The sequence below is a fragment of the Tepidamorphus gemmatus genome (genome assembly GCF_004346195.1).
GTDB classification, from domain to species: Bacteria; Pseudomonadota; Alphaproteobacteria; order Rhizobiales; family Tepidamorphaceae; genus Tepidamorphus; species Tepidamorphus gemmatus.
Genome location: NZ_SMAK01000003.1, coordinates 124,395 through 141,715 on the forward strand (window position 1 = coordinate 124,395; position 17,321 = coordinate 141,715).

Below are 17,321 nucleotides of genomic sequence, written 5' to 3' on the forward strand. Positions count from 1 at the left end.
AGTCGCGTTAACCGGCCCTTGCGCGCCGCCTTGGACGGATCACAGACGGACTGCGGCCAGAATGGCGCCCGGCTCCTCGGGACTGCCTTCCTGCAGGATGACGGCGCATCGGCTGCCCTTGCCGCGCGGCATCGGGACGGAGACCGCAACGGTCTCGCCGCTCCAGCGCGCAACCGCTTCGATATGGCGGACGACGTTGTGGTAGGTGTTGGTGCGGCCGCGGTTCTCGCCGCGCTTGATCTCGACGGTGCGCTGCTCCTCGTAGGTCACGAACCAGATCGTCGCCGCGCCTGTCCGCGGCGGCTTGCCGGCGCCGGCGCGGATCACGATGTCGTCGCCCGACCGGTCGGCCTCCAGCACGACCCGCTGCGCATCGAGTTGGCGGCCGGTCGCGCGGATCATGTCCTCGATGGTCTTGCGGTCCGATCCGGCGGCATGCGCGAGGCCGTTGACGACGGCCTGCGGCGTGTAGACCGCACGATCGCCGCGGGCATGCGCATAGGCCTTCTGCCGGGCGGTGAAGTCGGGCTGCGCGAGGGTGTCCTTCCAGCCGAGATAATCCCAGTAGTCGATGCTGAAGCTCAGGGCGAGCACGGACGGCTGGCGTGCCAGTTCGCCGAGAATGCGGTCCGCCTCCGGACAGGACGAGCACCCCTGGCTGGTGAACAGCTCGACCACGTCGATGCGGGTGGGCTGCGCAGATGCCGAGCCGGGCAACGCGGCCAGCATCGCCGCCGCCAACGCCAGTCCCGTCAGCACCCCGAAACGCATGCCGATTGCCTTGCCGCCCTCGTTCCGACAGGGGTGGGCATAAGGCGGCGGACGATCAAAGGCCAGTCACATTGGGGTGACGGCAGATCCTGCCCCTCCCGACCCTGTCGGTCCCGTGCCGCTACGCTGCCAGATTGCGCAACACATAGTGCAGGATGCCGCCGTTCCGGAAATAGTCGAGCTCGTCGAGCGTATCGATGCGGCAGATCAGCGGGACCGACACGGTCCGGCCGTCGGCGAAGGTTACCTCGGCCGCGAGCCTCACCCGCGGCTTCAGTCCCTCGGCAAGCCCCCTGATCGTCACCGTCTCGTCTCCCTTGAGGCCGAGCGTCTGCCATGACTGGCCCTCCTCGAACTGCAGGGGCAGTACGCCCATGCCGATCAGGTTGGAGCGGTGGATGCGCTCGAACGACTGCGCAATAACGGCGCGCACACCGAGCAGGCGGGTTCCCTTCGCGGCCCAATCGCGCGACGAGCCGGTACCGTATTCGCGGCCGGCGAACACGACCAGCGGCACCCCCTCCTTCTGGTATTTCATCGCCGCGTCATAGATCGGCATCTGCGTGCCGTCGGGATAATGGATCGTGACGCCACCTTCGACTCCGGGAACCATCTGGTTCTTGATGCGGATGTTGGCGAAGGTGCCGCGCATCATCACCTCGTGATTGCCGCGCCTGGTGCCATACTGGTTGAAGTCGACCGGCTGCACATTGTGCGCGATCAGATACTGACCGGCCGGGCTCTGCGGCTTGATCGAACCGGCCGGCGAGATGTGGTCCGTGGTGATCGAATCGAGGAACAGGCCAAGGATGCGCGCGCCCTCGATATCCTTCACCGGCTCCGGCGCACGGCCCATGCCGATGAAGTAGGGCGGGTTCTGGACATAGGTCGAGTTGTTGTCCCACCGGTAGGTGAGGCCGCCCTCGACCTTGATCTTCTGCCAGTTCTCGTCGCCCTTGAAGACGTCCGCGTACTTTTCCTTGAACATCTGCGGGTTGATCGTCTTGCGCACGAACTCGGAGATTTCCGCCGAGGAGGGCCAGATGTCCTTCAGATAGACCGGATTGCCCGTCTTGTCGGTGCCGAGCGGTTCCGTGGCGAGATCGACCGTCAGCGATCCGGCGAGCGCGTAGGCGACCACCAGCGGCGGCGAGGCCAGGTAGTTGGCACGCACATCGGGATTGACCCGACCCTCGAAGTTGCGGTTGCCCGACAGAACCGAACAGGCGACGAGATCGGCCGAGTTGATCGTCTTCGAGATCGCCTCGGGCAGCGGCCCCGAATTGCCGATGCAGGTGGTGCAGCCGAAGCCGACCAGGTTGAACCCGAGCTTGTCGAGATCCTTCTGCAGGCCCGACTTGTCGAGATACTCGGCAACGACCTGGCTGCCGGGAGCGAGCGAGGTCTTGACCCACGGTTTCGGCTTCAGACCGCGCGCTGCGGCGTTGCGGGCGAGCAGGCCGGCACCGATCATCACGTAGGGGTTGGAGGTGTTGGTGCACGAGGTGATCGCGGCGATCACCACGTCGCCGTGGCCGAGATCGTACGCCTCGCCCTCGACCTTGACGCGCTTGCCGAGGTCTCCGCCCTTCTTGAACTCGCTGTCCATCGCCTCGATGAACTTCGCCTTCGCCTCGGCGAGCAGCACCCGGTCCTGCGGCCGTTTCGGACCGGCGATCGAGGGTTCGACCTCGGACAGGTCGAGTTCAAGCGTGTCGGTGAATTCCGGATCGGGCGTATCCGCCGTCCGGAACATCCCCTGCGCCTTGGCGTAGGCCGCGACGAGCTCGACGCGGGCGGTGGTGCGGCCGGTATCCTTCAGATAACGCAGCGTGTCCTCGTCGATGGGGAAGAAGCCGCAGGTCGCCCCGTATTCCGGCGCCATGTTGCCGATCGTCGCGCGATCCTCGAGCGGCAGATGGGCGAGGCCCGGCCCGTAGAATTCGACGAACTTGCCGACCACGCCCTTCTTGCGCAGCATCTGCGTGACGGTCAACACCAGGTCGGTGGCGGTGACGCCTTCCTTGAGCCGGCCGGTGAGCCTGAAGCCGATCACCTCGGGGATCAGCATCGAGATCGGTTGGCCGAGCATTGCCGCTTCCGCCTCGATGCCGCCGACGCCCCAGCCCAGCACCGACAGGCCGTTGACCATGGTGGTGTGGCTGTCGGTGCCGACCAGCGTGTCGGGATAGGCGAACTCGACGGTGGTCGACTTTCCCTCGGCGTCCTTCACCTTCTCTTTCCTGGTCCACACGGTCTGGGAGAGGTATTCCAGGTTAACCTGGTGGCAGATGCCGGTGCCGGGCGGGACGACGCGGAAATTGTCGAATGCCTCCTGGCCCCAGCGCAGGAAGCGGTAGCGCTCGCCGTTGCGTTCGTATTCGAGCTTGACGTTCTTGGCGAAGGCGCGGGCATTGCCGTACTCGTCGACGATCACCGAATGGTCGATGACCAGATCGACGGGGACGAGCGGGTTGATTCGCTTCGGATCGCCGCCGAGCATCGTCATCGCGTCGCGCATTGCCGCGAGATCGACGATCGCCGGGACGCCGGTGAAGTCCTGCATCAGCACGCGGGCCGGGCGAAAGGCGATCTCCCGGTCGGAAGACTTCGTCTTGAGCCAGGCCGCGACCGCAGCGATGTCGTCCTTGGTCACGGTGCGGCCGTCCTCGAAGCGCAACAGGTTCTCAAGGAGCACCTTCATCGAGAACGGCAGGCGGGATACCCCCTCGAGGCCGTTCTCCTCGGCGGCCTTAAGGCTGAAATACTCATAGGTCTTGGTACCGACCTTGAGGGTCTTGCGGGCCTTGAAGCTGTCGAGCGAAGTGGTGGTCACGGTATCGTCCCTGCGGTTCGGGGGTCGGTGGCGGGATCGTGGGGTCAAGGGCGAACGCCGGTCGCACGCAGGTGCATGCAGGCGGACCCAGGCCCCGCTTGCCGGGTATATACGGAATTTCTGGGAAGGGTGCCATATGACGAAAGCAATACCGACACCCGCTGCGGTCCTGCCGGGCGCAGCGCCGGAGGCCGTTCGTTGTTGAGGCTTGTCGGCGAGGACCTGGCCTGCGTAAGGGGCGGCCGCGAGGTTTTCGACGGCGTGTCCTTCGCCGTGCCGGCGGGCGGTCTGCTGCAGCTGCGTGGGCCGAACGGCGCCGGCAAGTCGTCGCTGCTCCGGCTCATCGCCGGTCTCGTCCGGATCGGTGGCGGCCGGCTCGATCTGCTCGGCGGCCAGCCTGATGTGCCGCTCGCCGAACAGACCCACTATGTCGGTCACCTCGACGCGCTGAAGCCGGCGCTGACGGTTGCCGAGAATCTCGAATTCTGGGCGAGGATGCTCGGCGGCGGCGACCGCCCGGTGGCGGCGGCGCTGGAGACCATGGGCATCGGTCCGCTGGCCGATTTTCCGGCCGCCGTGCTGTCGGCCGGGCAGCGCCGCCGGCTCGCGCTCGCAAGGCTCGTTGCCGCCAGCCGTCCGGTCTGGCTGCTCGACGAACCGACAACCGCGCTCGATGCCGACGGGCGCGATCGCCTGTTCGAGCTGATCGCAGGCCATCTTGCCGGCGGCGGGCTGGCGCTGGTGGCGACCCATGTCGACCTGCCGCTTGCTGCCGCGACGCTGACGCTGGGAGGCCGGCGATGATGGGCGCGCTTGCCGCCCTGTTCCGCCGCGAGGCGCGGCTGGCGCTGCGTGTCGGCGGCGGCGCGATGATGGGGGCGATGTTCTTCCTGATCGTCGTCTCGCTGATGCCGTTCGCGGTTGGCCCTGATCTCAATCTGCTGCAGCGGGTCGGTCCGGCCATCCTGTGGGTGGCGGCGTTGCTCGCCACGCTGCTCGGCCTCGACCGTCTGTTCCAGGCCGACTACGAGGACGGCTCGCTCGACCTGCTGGTCATGGCCGAGACACCGCTGGTGCTCGCGGTCGCGGTGAAGGCACTGGCGCACTGGATGACGACGGGCCTGCCGCTGGTGATCGTCGCACCGCTGCTCGGACTGATGCTCAACATCGCGCCGGGTGCGCTGCTGGCGGTGTCGCTGACGCTGCTGATCGGCACGCCGGCGCTCACCTTCGTCGGCACCATCGGCGCCGCGCTGACGGTGGCGCTTCGCCGCGGCGGTCTGCTCGTGCCGGTTCTGGTCTTGCCACTTGCCGTTCCGGTGCTCATCTTCGGTGTCGGCGCCACCTCTGCGGCGGTCACCGGGCCCATGGCGATGGCGACGCCGCTGATGGTGCTGGCCGGCATCAGTCTGGCGAGCCTGGTCCTGGCGCCGGTCGCGGCGGCGGCCGCGCTGCGCCTGGCGCTCGATTGATGTAACCTGCCGGTCCCGGCTTGTTCCGCATCAAGGCGGACGGCGCCGGCAACCGGTAGCGCGACTGAGACAAGAGGCGGATCGAGGACCCCCGATGATCGCGTTCGCCAACCCGACCCGGTTCATGGCGCTGACCGACCGGCTGATGCCGTGGCTGTGGAGTGCCGCCGGTCTGGTGCTCGCCATCGGGCTTGTCATGGCGTTCCGCGCGCCTGCCGACTACCAGCAGGGCCATACCGTGCTGATCATGTACATCCACGTGCCGGCCGCCTGGCTCGCGATGATGTGCTACACGGTGATCGCCGTCTCCGGCATCGGTACGCTCGTCTGGCGCCATCCGCTCGCCGACGTGTCGGCGAAGGTCGCCGCGCCGGTCGGCGCCGCCTTCACCTTCCTGGCGCTGATCACCGGCTCGCTGTGGGGCAAGCCGATGTGGGGCACCTGGTGGGTGTGGGATGCGCGGCTGACCTCGGTCCTCGTCCTGTTTCTCATGTATCTCGGGCTGATCGCGCTGTGGCGCGCCTTCGACGATCCGGTGCGCGCCGCCCGCCCCGCGGCGATCCTGGCGCTGGTCGGCTTCGTCAACATCCCGATCATCAAGTTCTCGGTCGACTGGTGGAACACCCTGCACCAGCCGGCGAGCGTGTTCCGGCTCGACGGGCCGACCATCGACGCCTCGATGCTGTGGCCGCTGCTCATCATGGCAGGCGGCTACACGCTGCTGTTCGTGGCGCTCCACACCGCGGCGATGCGCAACGAGATCCTGCGTCGACGGGTCCGGGCGATGCGGATCAAGGCTGCCGCCGTGCTGGCGCCAGCCCAGTAGGGGGACAGGACGATGGACATTGCCCATTTCGGCTTCATCCTGGCGTCCTATCTCGTCACCGCCGCGGTGCTCGGAGCGCTGGTCGCCTGGGTCGTTGTCGATGGCCGTCGGCAACGCGCCGCTCTCGACGACCTGGAGCGCCGCGGCGTCCGCCGCCGCCATGCGGAGGTCGCCGCCGCAATCGGCCGCGAGCCCGCCCGATGACCAGTGAACCGCTTCCCGCCCGCCCGGTCCGCCCGCTCTGGGTGCGGATCGCGGTTGCCGCGCCGCTGCTCGTCTTCGCGGTGCTGTGCGGCCTCCTGCTCTACCGCCTGTTCAGCGGCGATCCCTCGGCGGTGCCCTCGGCGCTGATCGGGCGGCCGGTGCCGGAGTTCACGCTGCCGGCGCTCGAGGGGCTTGAACGCGACGGGACGCAGGTGCCCGGCTTCGACGCCGCCGGACTTCGCGACGGCAACGTCTCCGTGGTCAATGTCTGGGCCTCCTGGTGCGCCCCCTGCCGTGACGAGCATCCGCTGCTCGCCGAGCTCGCCCGCGACGACCGGTTCCGCCTCTATGGCATCAACTACAAGGACGCCGGCGAGAACGCCCGCCGCTTCCTCGGACGCTACGGCAACCCGTTCGACGCGGTCGGCGTCGATGCCAACGGCCGCGTCGGCATCGACTGGGGCGTCTATGGCGTGCCGGAGACCTTTGTCGTCGGCGGCGACGGCACGATCCTCTACAAGCACATCGGACAGATCACGCCGCAATCGCTCCGCGAGCGCCTGATCCCCGAGATCGAGAAGGCACTCGCGGCATCCGCGCCGCCGGCCGGATCCTGATCGGCCGCTGTCCAGGGCGTCGTGCCGCCGCAGCTTCGACGATCCAGCGTCCGCGCATCATCATCCGCCCCTGCGCCAGGTGTCACCGCGGTCGCCTCCGGTTTCATCCCGGACGGCCGACAGGCCAATCCGGGATCGGGAGGGCAGCACGGCCGGTCGTGTCCGCAGTCCGGCTGGCGGGCCTCACGCGTGGCCACCAGCCGGGGTGATGCAGTGGGCGCAGGACGGCAGGCAAGGCGTGCAGACCCTCATGGGAAACTGAACTCCGCAACGATCGGCGCGTGCAGCGATGCGGGCGAGCGCTCGATCCGCCGATAGGCGATCAGCTCGTCGTCGAGCATCTCGTTGTGGATCGCGACATGTGTCAGATGGCCGAGCAGTCCCCGGCTCGCCAGGATGTGGTCGAGCATCAGCGGGCGCCCGTGATGCAGCACCGTGAAGCGTCGATCCACCGGCAGCGACCGCGCCACCGGGGTCAGAACCCGCGTCGCCAGGGCTCCCGTGCCGGTATCGTCCTCGCCGGCACAGGCGAGCCGCAGCGCCGTGTCGTGGTCGTCGGCATTGAAGTCGCCGCACACTGCGATCAGCGCATCGGGTCGGGCGTCGAACACGCGCTCGACCGCGAGGCGCAGCTCCAGCGCCTGACCGGCCCGCTTGATCGCCGCCTCGAAGAAACCCTCCGCCCAGCCCGAAACCGTCTTCCAGCGAAACGGTCCCGTCTTCTGGCCGGGGATCGGTGCGGCGAGCGGGGCGCGCAGATGCAGGTTGAACAGCGCGAGCGGCCGCCCGTCCGGAAGGTCGAGGGTGAGGTGCTGGATCGGCCTGTCCCATGACAGGTCCTGCGGGACCTCCAGCGGCGGATCGGCGGTGGCGGGGCACCAGCGCGGCGGCGCGACCAGATCATGGCGGATGTCCTCGACCGCGCGCACCGGCAACCGGGTCAGCACCGCCAGGTTGTGGATGTCGGCCGGGCGTCGGCGGGTCGGTCCCGTGCCAAGAACGAGCCGATGGCCGGCATACCAGGTTCCCTCGATCAGCCGTTCGAGGGCCAATGCCCGGCGTTCGCCGCCTGCCTTGACCGTATTGACCTCCTGCAGGCAGACGACGTCGGCGCGAAGCCGCTCGAGCTGCGGCCGCAGCACGGCGAGGCGGCTCTCGAGATCCGGCGCGCCGGTACGCGCGCCGCCGAAATCCTCCAGATTGAAGGTCGCGATGCGCATGATCCCGGATGCCGCCTCACCCGCACCGGGAGTAACCGCAATCGAGGCAGGCAAGACAGCCCTCGCGGTGAACGAGGCTCGGATGGCCGCAGCGCGGGCACCTCGCCCCGACTTCCTCTGGCAACGCCGCCAGCGCGACCCGGCGCGGATCCGCTTCGCCCGGCGCTGCCTGCGCCGGAACGAGGAATCCGATGTCGATCATGTGCCGCTCGATCACCTCGGCGATCGCTGCCAGCAGGCTCGGCACGTAGCGGCCGTTCATCCAGTGTCCACCGCGCGGATCGAACACCTCCTTCAGCTCCTCGACCACGAAGGAGACGTCGCCGCCGCGCCGGAAGACCGCACTGATCAGCAGCGTCAGCGCCGCTGTCCAGGCGTAATGCTCGACATTGCGCGAGTTGATGAAGATCTCGAACGGGCGACGCCGCCCGTCGCGCTCGATGTCGTTGATGGTGATGTAGAACGCGTGCTCGGTGTCTGGCCAGCGCAGCTTGTAGGTATAGCCGGGCAGGATCGCGTCGCGCTGCAGCGGCTCGGCGAGGCGCACGACGGACGGGCCGTCGCGCGCCGCCGCCTCGCGCGGCGCCGGCGGGGCCGGCAGCGGCAGGTTCGGCTGCGGCGCGGCGACGGCGCCCTGAACCGGCGGCGATGCGGATCCCGGTGCGCCCGCCGCCTCGGCGCTCAGCACCGATCCGGTCACCTCGTTGGGCCGATAGGTGGTGCAGCCCTTCAGACCCAGCGCATAGGCACGCGCATAAACGTCCTTGAAGGCCTCGAACGAGATGTCGCGCGGCAGATTGATGGTCTTCGAGATCGACGCGTCGACGAAGGGCTGGAGGGCCGCCTGCATCCGCAGATGCGCCTCGGGATCCAGCGTCTGGGCTGTGACGAAGACATCGGGTGGTGGCGCCGCCGCGCCGCAGCGCGCCTGCCACAGGCGGTAGGCGTAGTCGCTGACCTCCTCCTCGCGACGGCTTCCGTCCGGCATCAGCACCTTGCGGCGGTAGGCGAGCGAAAAGATCGGCTCGATGCCGGACGAGACGTTGTCGGCAAACAGCGAAATCGTCCCGGTCGGCGCGATCGAGGTGAGGTGGCTGTTGCGCATGCCGTTCGCCGCGATCAGCGCCCGGACCTCGGCATCGAGCCGGCCGACCACCGGGCTGTTCATGAACCGGTCGCGGTCGAACAGCGGGAAGGCGCCCTTCTCGGCGGCAAGTTCCGCGCTCGCGCGGTAGGCGGCGTTCTGGATCGTCCGCATCCAGTCCCGGGCCACTGCTGCGGCCGCGTCGGATCCGTAGACGAGGCCGAGCATCGCCAACGCGTCAGCTAGTCCGGTGACGCCGAGGCCGAGGCGCCGCTTGGCCCGCGCTTCCGCCGCCTGGGCTTCCAGCGGGAAGTTCGACACGTCGATGACATTGTCGAGAAAGCGGACGGCGAGCATGCTCGCCGCGGCCAGCCGCCCGGCATCGAGCCGCGCCGCCGGTCCGAACGGATCGGACACCAGTCGCGCCAGATTGATCGAGCCGAGCAGACAGGCGCCGTAAGGCGGCAGCGGCTGCTCGCCGCACGGGTTCGTCGCATGGATCGTCTCGCAGTAGGCGAGATTGTTCTCGGCGTTGATGCGGTCGATGAACACCACGCCCGGCTCGGCGTAGTCGTAGGTCGCGCGCATGATCCGGTCCCACAGCGCGCGGGCGCGGATGGTGCGGTAGACGCGGCCCTCGAACACGAGGTCCCAGTCGGAGTCGGTCTCCACCGCCTTGATGAAGGCGTCGGTGACGAGCACCGACAGGTTGAACATCCGCAGCCGCGCCGGATCGGCCTTGGCCGCGATGAAGGCCTCGATGTCGGGATGGTCGCATCTGAGCGTGCCCATCATCGCACCGCGCCGCGACCCCGCCGACATGATGGTGCGGCACATGGCGTCCCAGACATCCATGAAGCTCACCGGACCGGAGGCATCCGCCCCGATCGACCGGACCGGCGCGCCTTTCGGCCTCAGCGTTGAGAAATCGTGACCGATGCCGCCGCCCTGCTGCATGGTCAGCGCCGCCTCGCGCAACTGGGTGAAGATGCCGTCGAGATCGTCGGGAATCGTCCCCATGACGAAGCAGTTGAACAGCGTCACCCGCCGTCCGCTGCCGGCGCCGGCGAGGATGCGTCCGGCAGGCAGGAAGACGCCGGACTCGAGCAGTTCGAGGAACCGCCCGGCCCATGTCGCGCGGGCGGTCTCGTCGGGTTCGGCGGCGGCGACCGCCTTCGCGACGCGGCGGAACGTATCGCCGACGCCGGCCTCCATCGGCGTGCCGTCCGCATCGCGCAGCCGATACTTCATGTCCCAGATCTCGGCGGCGATCGCGGACGGCGGTAGTCCCGCGCCGCCGCCGGAGTCAGCCTCGTTCATGGCCGATGCTCGCTGCTCGGTGCCGCCTCAAGGGCAGCTTTCGGCACTATCGCGCGGCGCACGGCTCCGGTCAATCGAATGTTCCCGATTTGTACCTTGCCGGCCCCTGCCGACGGTCTGCGGCGCTCAGGTCCCTCCGCAACAGGCCTCGAGCCGGTAGCCATCGGGATCGATGACGAATGCCGCGTAGTAGTCCGGTGCGTAGGCGGTCCGCAGCCCCGGAGCGCCGTTGTCACTGCCCCCGGCTTCGAGTGCCGCCGCATGAAAGGCATCGACCGCCCGCCGGTCCGGCGCATCGAAGCAGATGTGCAGTCCCGATGCGGGATCGGCCGGCACCGGCCGCGCGGTCGCAGCAATCCACAGTCGGACACGGTCGCGACCGTAGCCGAGAGAGGTGGCGTCGCCGCTCAGGCAGGCATAGCCGAGCGGCGCCAGCGCGGCATCGTAGAATCGCTTCGTCGCGATCAGATCGCGGACGCCCAGCGAGACGTGGTCGATCATCGTCGGTCTCCTCCTGGTGTGACGATCGGTCAGAGAATGTGGGCGCGGTCGCGGATCGGGAAGCGATGGCCGCGCTCGGGATCGGTGCGGCGGATATGGCCCTCGATCTGGCCGCGGCTGAGCCCGATGTCCTTGAGAAGGACGTCGTCGAGCGCCTGCAGGCGGTGGATCGTGACCCGCCGGCGATGCCAGCGGCGCAGTCCGCCAGCCACGGCGGAGACCGTCTGCAGAATCAGCCGGCCGGACATGGTCGGCCGAGCGTCGACGGTGAACGGAACGGGGGTGAACAGGAAGTTGAGCATGACCTTGAGCCTTCTTCGTGCGGATGATCCGCAGCCGGACCGCGCCACTGGCCGAGCGCCGGCTGTCGGCGCACTATGCGGGCGGCCCCTGACAGCCTTCTGTCAGCAGCCTCGACAGGCTCCTGACAGCGTGCTGTCAGGAGGGATGGTCCATGGTCAGCGAGGTTTCCGGAGAGCCGATCGCATGCGCCGCGCTGACCGACTGTTCGAGATCATCCAGATCCTGCGCCGCCGCCACGGGGCGACGCGCGCCCGCGATCTCGCCGAGGCGCTGGAAGTGTCAGACCGCACCGTCTACCGCGACATCCGGGATCTGATGGCGAGCGGGGTGCCGATCGAGGGCGAGGCGGGGATCGGCTATGTGCTCCGGGCCGGTTTCGACCTGCCGCCGCTGATGTTCACCGAGCAGGAGATCGAGGCGCTGGTGCTCGGCGCCCGCATCGTCGAATCGCTGTCGGATGCCGAGCTCGCGCGCGCCGCCTCCGACGTCATCGCCAAGGTCGAGGCGGTGATTCCCGACCGTCTGCGCGGCTACATGTCGAACACCGCGCTGCTCGCGCCGCCCGGCCAGTTCATGGAGCCCCTGCGCTTCGACCTCGCCGAACTGCGACGGGCGGTGCGGCAGCAGCTCAAGGTGCATTTCCGCTATACCGACATCATCGGCCAGGCGTCGGAGCGGTCCGTGCGGCCATTGTCGCTCGCCTATTTCGGCCCGGTCTGGCTGCTCGCCGCCTGGTGCGAGCTCAGGGCCGATTTCCGAACCTTCCGCCTCGACCGGATCGAGGACTTCCACGTCGAGCCGGAGCGCTTCCGCCACGAGCCGGGCAAGACGCTGACCGATTTCCTGCGCCGCGAACGGCCCTGGACACGCAGCGCGCTCAACCGGCCTGACGACGAGGAGGCGGGGTAGTAGGCGTGGCCGCGGCCACCATGCCCTCGAGCCTGGCGCGCGCCTCGTCCGGTATCGGTGGCGGGTTGGGGGCAGCGGCGGCCTCGCCGAGGAGACGGTCGCTGGCGGTCTCGATCGCCGTCTCGAGCCGCTCGCGGAACGCCTCGCGATCGAGGCCCGGCGGAATCGGCTCGAGGAACTCGACAAGAATCGTTCCGGGATAGCGCTGCCATTTGCGCCGCGGCCAGAAGAGGCCGGAATTGAGCGCCACCGGCAGGCAGGGAACCTGCATCGTCGCATAGAGCAGGCTCACTCCCTGCTTGTATTGCGGCGGGGCGCCGGGCGGCCGGCGCGTGCCTTCCGGGAAGATGACGATCTGGCGGCCGCGCGCGGCCTCCGCATGCGCCCGCCGCGCCATGTCCTTGAGCGCCGTCGCACCCCTGCCGCGGTCCACCGGGATCATCCGCATCTTGCGGCACCACCATCCGAACAGCGGGATCCAGGTGAGCTCCCGCTTCAGGATGAAGGCTGGATCGGAGAAGTAGGGTAGCAGCGCGAAGGTCTCGAACACCGACTGATGCTTGGCGGCAACCAGCAGCGGCATGCCTCGCCGGGGCAGCCCGCCCCGCACCTCGACCCGCACGCCGCCGATCACCTCGAGGAGCCAGGTCGAACAGCGCGCCCAGCCATGCACGCACCCGATCGTCCAGCGCCGCGGCAGCAGCAGCATCGGCGTGCAACCGATCATCCAGACGATGATGTTCAGGTAGAAGGCGATGTTGAAGAGTATCGACCTGACTGCCAATGCCGTCGCCCCTGCTCGCTGCCGCGGGTCTGCCACGCCGTGCCGGCAGGCCGGCTGCGGTCAGTCGCCGGCGTGGGCAGCGCTGCGCGTCATCCCGGAGATCGCGGTCGGCTCGCTGAACCGCAACCGTGCGATCGACATCAGATACTTCGTGAACTCCGCGAGGAGAAGCCGGGCGGTGTCCGGATCGTGCCACCAGTCCTCGGCGCGCATCCTTTCCGTTACCACGGCGTGGGGGATCAGGCGCGCTTCCGGCAACTCCCGCGCAATCTCGTTGAGACTGCGCGGCAGGTGGTAGCTCGAGGTGACGACGATCACCGAGCGGAAGCCGTTGCTGCGCACCCAGTCGCGCGTCTCCTTGGCGTTGCCGACGGTATTGAGTGCCGAGCGGCCGAGATCGACACAGCAGGAGAACAGGAACTCCGGAGCCAGCGTCAGGCTCGCCAGCGCCTCGCGGCTGGTGCTCGGATTGACGCCCGAAATCAGCAGCCGTCGCGCCCGGCCTTCGTTGAGCAGCGCCATGGCGTCGTTGATCCGGTCGGCGCCGCCGGTCAGCGCCACGATGGCATCGGCGTATTCCGTCGTCTCGGGCTTCTGGAACCGGCTGACCGTATCGACGAAATGCAGGAATCCGATGGCGAAGGCGATGCCGCCCGCGATGGCTGTCCCCGCCAGGCCGACGACGAGCATGCGCCATCGCGCACGGCGCTTCGGTGCCGGTCGCCGCACTGGCGTCTCGGTGTCCACGATTGCCCCCGGTGGCGCCTGGTCGCGTTCGATGTTCATCATGTCGGATCAACAGGATACTAGGGAATGAGGCGCGCTCGCGGCAAGCGCCGCGCGCCGCCGCCACGATTCTTCCGTCAGTCGAACACCCTGAGGAACCGGAACACGGTGATGCGCGAGGTCAGCGCCGTCAGCACCGCCACCAGCAGGACGGTCAGCACGACGCCGGCGAAGGTTGTCCAGCCGACGGAGACGGCGCCAAACAGCGCATCGAACTGGTCGCCGGCCGGCGTTGCCGCGAACTGGGCAGTGATCCAGCGCACCGCGCCGAACGCCGCCACCGCCATTGCCCCGCCGGCCAGCCCTCCCTTCAGTCCGAGCCGCAGGAAATGCCGCTCGAACTCGCGGGCGATGAAGGATTCCTTCGCACCGACCAGATGCAGGACCTCGACGATGTCCCTGTTGCTCGCCATCGCCCCGCGCGTCGCGAAGATCACCGAGAGCACCGTGGCGCACAGCACCAGGGCGAGGATGCCGATGCCGGATACGATCAGCGTGTTCGCCATTACCGCCAGTCGCCCCTGCCAGAGCTCGTGATCGTCGAGGCTGGAGGTCGGTACTGCGCTCATCAGTCGCGCCCTGAGAGCGGCGATGTCGGGTGGAGCATGGCGGTCGATCTCGACGACGATCAGCCGCGGCACCGGCAGCTCGTCGAGATCGACGCCCGAGCCCAGCCACGGCTCCAGCAGGCCGCGCAACTCCGCCTCCGAAAGCGCCCGCACCGCGCGCACACCGGGCGTCGCACTGATCAGCGTGGTCGCCTCGTGAATCGCCGCCGCCATGTCGAGACCCTCAACCGGCCGGACCTGCACCGTGACCTCGCCGGCGATGTCGGTGCGCCAGTCGCTCGCCGCCGTGGCGACGACGGCGACTGCGCCGACGGTGATGCAGGCGAGGAACGACATGATCGCCAGCACGAAGAACAGGGCACGGCTCGCCACACCCGCTGCCGGCACGATGGCGGAGGACGGTTCGAACCCGAGCTCGTCCAGCTCGCGCCGCCGCTCGTCGTCGTCCATCGGTCCGGAGTTTGCAGGATGGGCCATCGCTCGGGTCAGTCGTAGATGTGCATCCGGCCCTCGTTGAGGACGAAGCGGCGCGCATCGTACTGGTCCATGAGGCCGATGTCGTGGGTGGCGATGACAACCGTGGTGCCTAGCCGGTGCAGCTCCATGAACAGCCGCAGCAGGCGCCGGGCGAGCGTCGGGTCGACATTGCCGGTCGGCTCGTCGGCAAGCAGCAGCTCCGGCTGGGTGATCACCGCCCGCGCGATCGAGGCGCGCTGCTTCTCGCCGCCGGACAGGACCGGAGGATGCACATGCATGCGGTCGCCGAGGCCAACCCAGTGCAGCAGTTCGACCACGTCGGTGCGGTAGTCCGATTCCGCCTTGCCGATCACTCGCAGCGGCAGGGCGACGTTCTCATAGGTGGTCAGGTGGTCGAGCAGCCGGAAATCCTGGAAGATCACCCCGATCCGCCGCCGCACCGTCGGCAGGTCCGACCGCGACAGCCTCGAGACGTCGTGGCCGAACATGGTGATCAGCCCGCGGGTCGGCTTCAGCGCCAGAAACAGCAGGCGCATCAGCGAGGTCTTGCCCGCGCCGGAGGGACCGGTGAGGAACTGGAACGACCCCGCATCGATTCGGAACGAGATGTCGCGCAGCACCTCCGGCCCCATGCCGTAGCGCAGACCGACATTTTCGAAACGGATCACGTCCTGCTCCCTGGACTGCCGGCGGCCACCATCGGCCGGTCCGCTTAAGGCTTCATTAATCATAATCCGGGCAGTTGAAACCACGCGCCGCCCCGCGCGCCGTCGGGCCAGTCGCGGCTGGCGAACGTTTTGGGACGACGATGACGATCACGTGTCCGAACTGCGGCACGAGCTACGAAATCGATGCGGCAACCTTCCCGGCCGCCGGCCGCAAGGTCCGCTGCGCGCGCTGTCGCGAGATATGGCACGCCGAACGCAACCTGTCGCCGACGTCAGCGCAGGAAATCCTCCCGCCCGAGGCTGCCCCTGCCGACGCCTTCGCCCACGCGCCCGACCCCGCTGCCGAGCCCGCCCCGCGCGGCGCACGGATCGTCGAGGACGGACCGGGTGAGGACGGACAGGTTGGAGACGGACGGGGCGAAGACGCTGCCGACAAGGTCGCACCGGCAACCGGTCGCGATGTCGAACAGGCCGCCCGCGCCCGCGAGGCCGCCCGGCGCGCGGCCCGACTCCGGCGTCGCGCCGGCCGCGCCGGCCGGTCGGGTCTGGGGCCTTTCGAGGCGGCGCTGGTCGGAGCGGTCCTGGCGGGTGCTGCCGCGGCGGTGTACTACCGCGAGGACGTGGTGCGCGCGTTGCCCTCGGCGGCCGCGCTCTACGAGCTTGTCGGCCTGCCGGTCAACCTGCGCGGCCTCGAATTCGCGAATCTGAGCTATCGTCGCGATTTCGAGGACGGCATCCCGGTTCTGATCCTGGAGGGAGAGATCGTTAACATCCGCAACGAGCCGCTGCCGGTTCCCGCGATCCGCTTCGGCCTGCGCGGACGCTCGGGCGAGGAAATCTACGCCTGGAGCGTCGAGCCGCGTCAGAAGGTCATCGAACCGGCCGCCGTGATGCCGTTCCGGACCCGTCTCGCCTCGCCGCCGCGTGCCGCCGACACCGTGCAGATGCGCTTCATGGAGCGCGGCCGCCGCATCGTCGAGGCGCAGCCGTGACGACGATCGAGCGCCGCGGCTTGAGGATCCGGGTGCTGTTCTCGCCCGAAGAGATCGCCGCCCGCAACCAGGCCCTCGCCGTCGAGATCGCTGCACGCAGCGGACCGGAATTCCTGGTGGTGGCGATCCTCAAGGGCAGCTTCGTCTTCGCCGCCGACCTGCTGCGCGCGCTCTACGCCGCCGGCCAGTCGCCGGAGGTCGAGTTCATGAGCCTGTCGAGCTATGGCGCCGGCACCGAATCCTCCGGCCGTGTCACCGTGCTGCGCGACATCGAGAGCGACGTGCGCGACCGCACCGTCATCCTCGTCGACGACATCCTCGAATCCGGTCGCACGCTGGCCTACGCCAAGGATCTGCTGGTTGCGCGCGGCGCCGCCCGGGTCTTCACCTGCGTGCTGCTCGACAAGCCGGGCCACCGCAACGCATCGATCGAGGCCGATTTCGTCGGTTTCGATTGCCCGGATCTGTTCGTGGTCGGCTACGGCATGGACGTCGCGCATGCGTTCCGCGAGCTTCCCTTCGTCGGCGTCGTCGAGGGGCGCGTTTCCGAACTGGGGTCCGATGACGATGGCGAGCATCCTGCTGGTTGAAGACGACGAGGGCGTGCGCGCCTTCGTAGCCCGCGCCCTCTCGAGCGAGGGTCACGAGGTGTACGAGGCCGGCGACGGCGCCGAAGCGCTGAATCTGCTGCGCGGACCGGCCAGCGGCTGCGACCTGGTACTGTCGGATATCGTGATGCCGGTGATGGACGGCATCGGCCTCGCCCTCAATGTCGCGCGCGAGCGTCCGGACGTGCCGATCCTGCTGATGACCGGCTACGCCAACCAGCGCGAGCGGGCGGGCGATCTCGACGAGATCGTCCGCGACGTCGTGCTGAAGCCGTTCACCCTGGCCGAGATCCGCGCCAAGGTACGCGAGGTGCTCACAGCGCCGGCGGTCGCCGGCGAGGCCCACTGCAGCGCCTGATGGCCAGCCGCGACGG

19 protein-coding genes are annotated in these 17,321 nt (G+C 68.7%); 9 read left to right on the plus strand and 10 right to left on the minus strand.

Going from position 1 to position 17,321, the window contains the following annotated elements; all coding sequences use genetic code 11:
• Positions 1-39: 39 nt before the first annotated feature.
• Positions 40-771 carry a DUF1223 domain-containing protein gene (locus EDC22_RS05950; RefSeq protein WP_132805717.1) on the minus strand — a complete coding sequence of 244 codons (732 nt, stop codon included), beginning with the start codon at positions 769-771 and terminating at the stop codon, positions 40-42.
• Between the two features lie 121 nt (positions 772-892).
• A complete protein-coding gene (acnA, locus tag EDC22_RS05955) occupies positions 893-3,607 on the minus strand; it encodes an aconitate hydratase AcnA (protein WP_132805718.1) in 2,715 nt (904 codons plus the stop codon).
• A 201-nt stretch (positions 3,608-3,808) separates the two neighbouring features.
• Between acnA and ccmA the strand changes: the two genes are divergently transcribed.
• The 5 genes from ccmA (at position 3,809) to EDC22_RS05980 (ending at position 6,726) form a co-directional block, all read left to right on the plus strand.
• Entirely contained in the window at positions 3,809-4,411 is a 603-nt protein-coding gene (gene ccmA, locus EDC22_RS05960; protein ID WP_132805988.1) for a heme ABC exporter ATP-binding protein CcmA, read from the plus strand.
• Entirely contained in the window at positions 4,411-5,079 is a 669-nt protein-coding gene (ccmB, locus tag EDC22_RS05965) for a heme exporter protein CcmB (protein ID WP_132805989.1), read from the plus strand. The genes ccmA and ccmB overlap by 1 nt, the downstream gene beginning before the upstream one ends.
• A gap of 94 nt (positions 5,080-5,173) precedes the next feature.
• Positions 5,174-5,905: a heme ABC transporter permease gene (locus EDC22_RS05970; protein WP_132805719.1), complete on the plus strand. Its 732-nt coding sequence runs from the start codon at positions 5,174-5,176 to the stop codon at positions 5,903-5,905.
• Positions 5,906-5,917: 12 nt separating this feature from the next.
• On the plus strand, positions 5,918-6,109 hold the full coding sequence (ccmD, locus tag EDC22_RS05975) for a heme exporter protein CcmD (RefSeq protein ID WP_132805720.1): 192 nt from the start codon (positions 5,918-5,920) through the stop codon (positions 6,107-6,109).
• Positions 6,106-6,726 (plus strand): DsbE family thiol:disulfide interchange protein, encoded by a 621-nt coding sequence (locus EDC22_RS05980; RefSeq protein WP_132805721.1) that lies wholly within the window; start codon positions 6,106-6,108, stop codon positions 6,724-6,726. The genes ccmD and EDC22_RS05980 overlap by 4 nt, the downstream gene beginning before the upstream one ends.
• A gap of 248 nt (positions 6,727-6,974) precedes the next feature.
• Here the strand turns inward: EDC22_RS05980 and EDC22_RS05985 are convergent, their stop codons facing one another.
• The 4 genes from EDC22_RS05985 to EDC22_RS06000 form a co-directional block, all read right to left on the minus strand.
• Entirely contained in the window at positions 6,975-7,946 is a 972-nt protein-coding gene (locus tag EDC22_RS05985; RefSeq protein ID WP_132805722.1) for an endonuclease/exonuclease/phosphatase family protein, read from the minus strand.
• A gap of 16 nt (positions 7,947-7,962) precedes the next feature.
• The gene (locus tag EDC22_RS05990) at positions 7,963-10,350 is read right to left on the minus strand and encodes an adenosylcobalamin-dependent ribonucleoside-diphosphate reductase (protein ID WP_132805723.1); all 2,388 of its coding nucleotides are present in this window, start codon (positions 10,348-10,350) and stop codon (positions 7,963-7,965) included.
• Positions 10,351-10,476: 126 nt separating this feature from the next.
• Positions 10,477-10,851, minus strand: a complete 375-nt coding sequence (locus EDC22_RS05995; protein WP_132805724.1) for a VOC family protein — start codon at positions 10,849-10,851, stop codon at positions 10,477-10,479.
• Between the two features lie 29 nt (positions 10,852-10,880).
• Positions 10,881-11,153, minus strand: a complete 273-nt coding sequence (locus EDC22_RS06000; RefSeq protein ID WP_132805725.1) for a DUF1127 domain-containing protein — start codon at positions 11,151-11,153, stop codon at positions 10,881-10,883.
• Positions 11,154-11,337: 184 nt separating this feature from the next.
• Here EDC22_RS06000 and EDC22_RS06005 point away from each other — a divergent pair, with 184 nt between their 5' ends.
• Entirely contained in the window at positions 11,338-12,063 is a 726-nt protein-coding gene (locus tag EDC22_RS06005; protein ID WP_132805726.1) for a helix-turn-helix transcriptional regulator, read from the plus strand.
• Here EDC22_RS06005 and EDC22_RS06010 read toward each other — a convergent pair.
• The 4 genes from EDC22_RS06010 to ftsE form a co-directional block, all read right to left on the minus strand.
• Positions 12,032-12,847, minus strand: coding sequence for a lysophospholipid acyltransferase family protein (locus tag EDC22_RS06010; RefSeq protein ID WP_245499653.1), 816 nt, complete (start codon positions 12,845-12,847; stop codon positions 12,032-12,034). The two genes, EDC22_RS06005 and EDC22_RS06010, sit on opposite strands and share 32 nt — an antisense overlap.
• Positions 12,848-12,907: 60 nt before the next feature.
• Positions 12,908-13,633, minus strand: coding sequence for a YdcF family protein (locus EDC22_RS06015; RefSeq protein WP_165926812.1), 726 nt, complete (start codon positions 13,631-13,633; stop codon positions 12,908-12,910).
• Between the two features lie 77 nt (positions 13,634-13,710).
• Entirely contained in the window at positions 13,711-14,679 is a 969-nt protein-coding gene (locus EDC22_RS06020) for a cell division protein FtsX (RefSeq protein ID WP_245499654.1), read from the minus strand.
• 8 nt (positions 14,680-14,687) lie between these two features.
• Positions 14,688-15,347: a cell division ATP-binding protein FtsE gene (gene ftsE, locus EDC22_RS06025; RefSeq protein WP_132805728.1), complete on the minus strand. Its 660-nt coding sequence runs from the start codon at positions 15,345-15,347 to the stop codon at positions 14,688-14,690.
• Positions 15,348-15,487: 140 nt separating this feature from the next.
• Here ftsE and EDC22_RS06030 point away from each other — a divergent pair, with 140 nt between their 5' ends.
• The 3 genes from EDC22_RS06030 to EDC22_RS06040 are packed head-to-tail and all read left to right on the plus strand — an operon-like array spanning position 15,488 to position 17,305.
• Entirely contained in the window at positions 15,488-16,339 is an 852-nt protein-coding gene (locus EDC22_RS06030) for a zinc-ribbon domain-containing protein (RefSeq protein WP_132805729.1), read from the plus strand.
• A complete protein-coding gene (hpt, locus tag EDC22_RS06035; RefSeq protein WP_132805730.1) occupies positions 16,336-16,929 on the plus strand; it encodes a hypoxanthine phosphoribosyltransferase in 594 nt (197 codons plus the stop codon). Before EDC22_RS06030 ends, hpt begins: the two co-directional genes overlap by 4 nt.
• Positions 16,907-17,305 (plus strand): response regulator, encoded by a 399-nt coding sequence (locus tag EDC22_RS06040; protein ID WP_132805992.1) that lies wholly within the window; start codon positions 16,907-16,909, stop codon positions 17,303-17,305. Before hpt ends, EDC22_RS06040 begins: the two co-directional genes overlap by 23 nt.
• Positions 17,306-17,321 lie beyond the last annotated feature (16 nt).

Excerpts from the sequence above, each read along its gene's own strand:
- EDC22_RS05950 (WP_132805717.1), bottom strand. The coding sequence starts at position 771 with ATGCGTTTCGGGGTGCTGACGGGACTGGCGTTGGCGGCGGCGATGCTG.
- ccmB (WP_132805989.1), top strand. The coding sequence starts at position 4,411 with ATGGGCGCGCTTGCCGCCCTGTTCCGCCGCGAGGCGCGGCTGGCGCTG.
- EDC22_RS05970 (WP_132805719.1), top strand. The coding sequence starts at position 5,174 with ATGATCGCGTTCGCCAACCCGACCCGGTTCATGGCGCTGACCGACCGG.
- ccmD (WP_132805720.1), top strand. The coding sequence starts at position 5,918 with ATGGACATTGCCCATTTCGGCTTCATCCTGGCGTCCTATCTCGTCACC.
- EDC22_RS05980 (WP_132805721.1), top strand. The coding sequence starts at position 6,106 with ATGACCAGTGAACCGCTTCCCGCCCGCCCGGTCCGCCCGCTCTGGGTG.
- EDC22_RS05985 (WP_132805722.1), bottom strand. The coding sequence starts at position 7,946 with ATGCGCATCGCGACCTTCAATCTGGAGGATTTCGGCGGCGCGCGTACC.
- EDC22_RS05990 (WP_132805723.1), bottom strand. The coding sequence starts at position 10,350 with ATGAACGAGGCTGACTCCGGCGGCGGCGCGGGACTACCGCCGTCCGCG.
- EDC22_RS05995 (WP_132805724.1), bottom strand. The coding sequence starts at position 10,851 with ATGATCGACCACGTCTCGCTGGGCGTCCGCGATCTGATCGCGACGAAG.
- EDC22_RS06000 (WP_132805725.1), bottom strand. The coding sequence starts at position 11,153 with ATGCTCAACTTCCTGTTCACCCCCGTTCCGTTCACCGTCGACGCTCGG.
- EDC22_RS06005 (WP_132805726.1), top strand. The coding sequence starts at position 11,338 with ATGCGCCGCGCTGACCGACTGTTCGAGATCATCCAGATCCTGCGCCGC.
- EDC22_RS06015 (WP_165926812.1), bottom strand. The coding sequence starts at position 13,633 with ATGAACATCGAACGCGACCAGGCGCCACCGGGGGCAATCGTGGACACC.
- EDC22_RS06020 (WP_245499654.1), bottom strand. The coding sequence starts at position 14,679 with ATGGCCCATCCTGCAAACTCCGGACCGATGGACGACGACGAGCGGCGG.
- EDC22_RS06030 (WP_132805729.1), top strand. The coding sequence starts at position 15,488 with ATGACGATCACGTGTCCGAACTGCGGCACGAGCTACGAAATCGATGCG.
- EDC22_RS06040 (WP_132805992.1), top strand. The coding sequence starts at position 16,907 with ATGGCGAGCATCCTGCTGGTTGAAGACGACGAGGGCGTGCGCGCCTTC.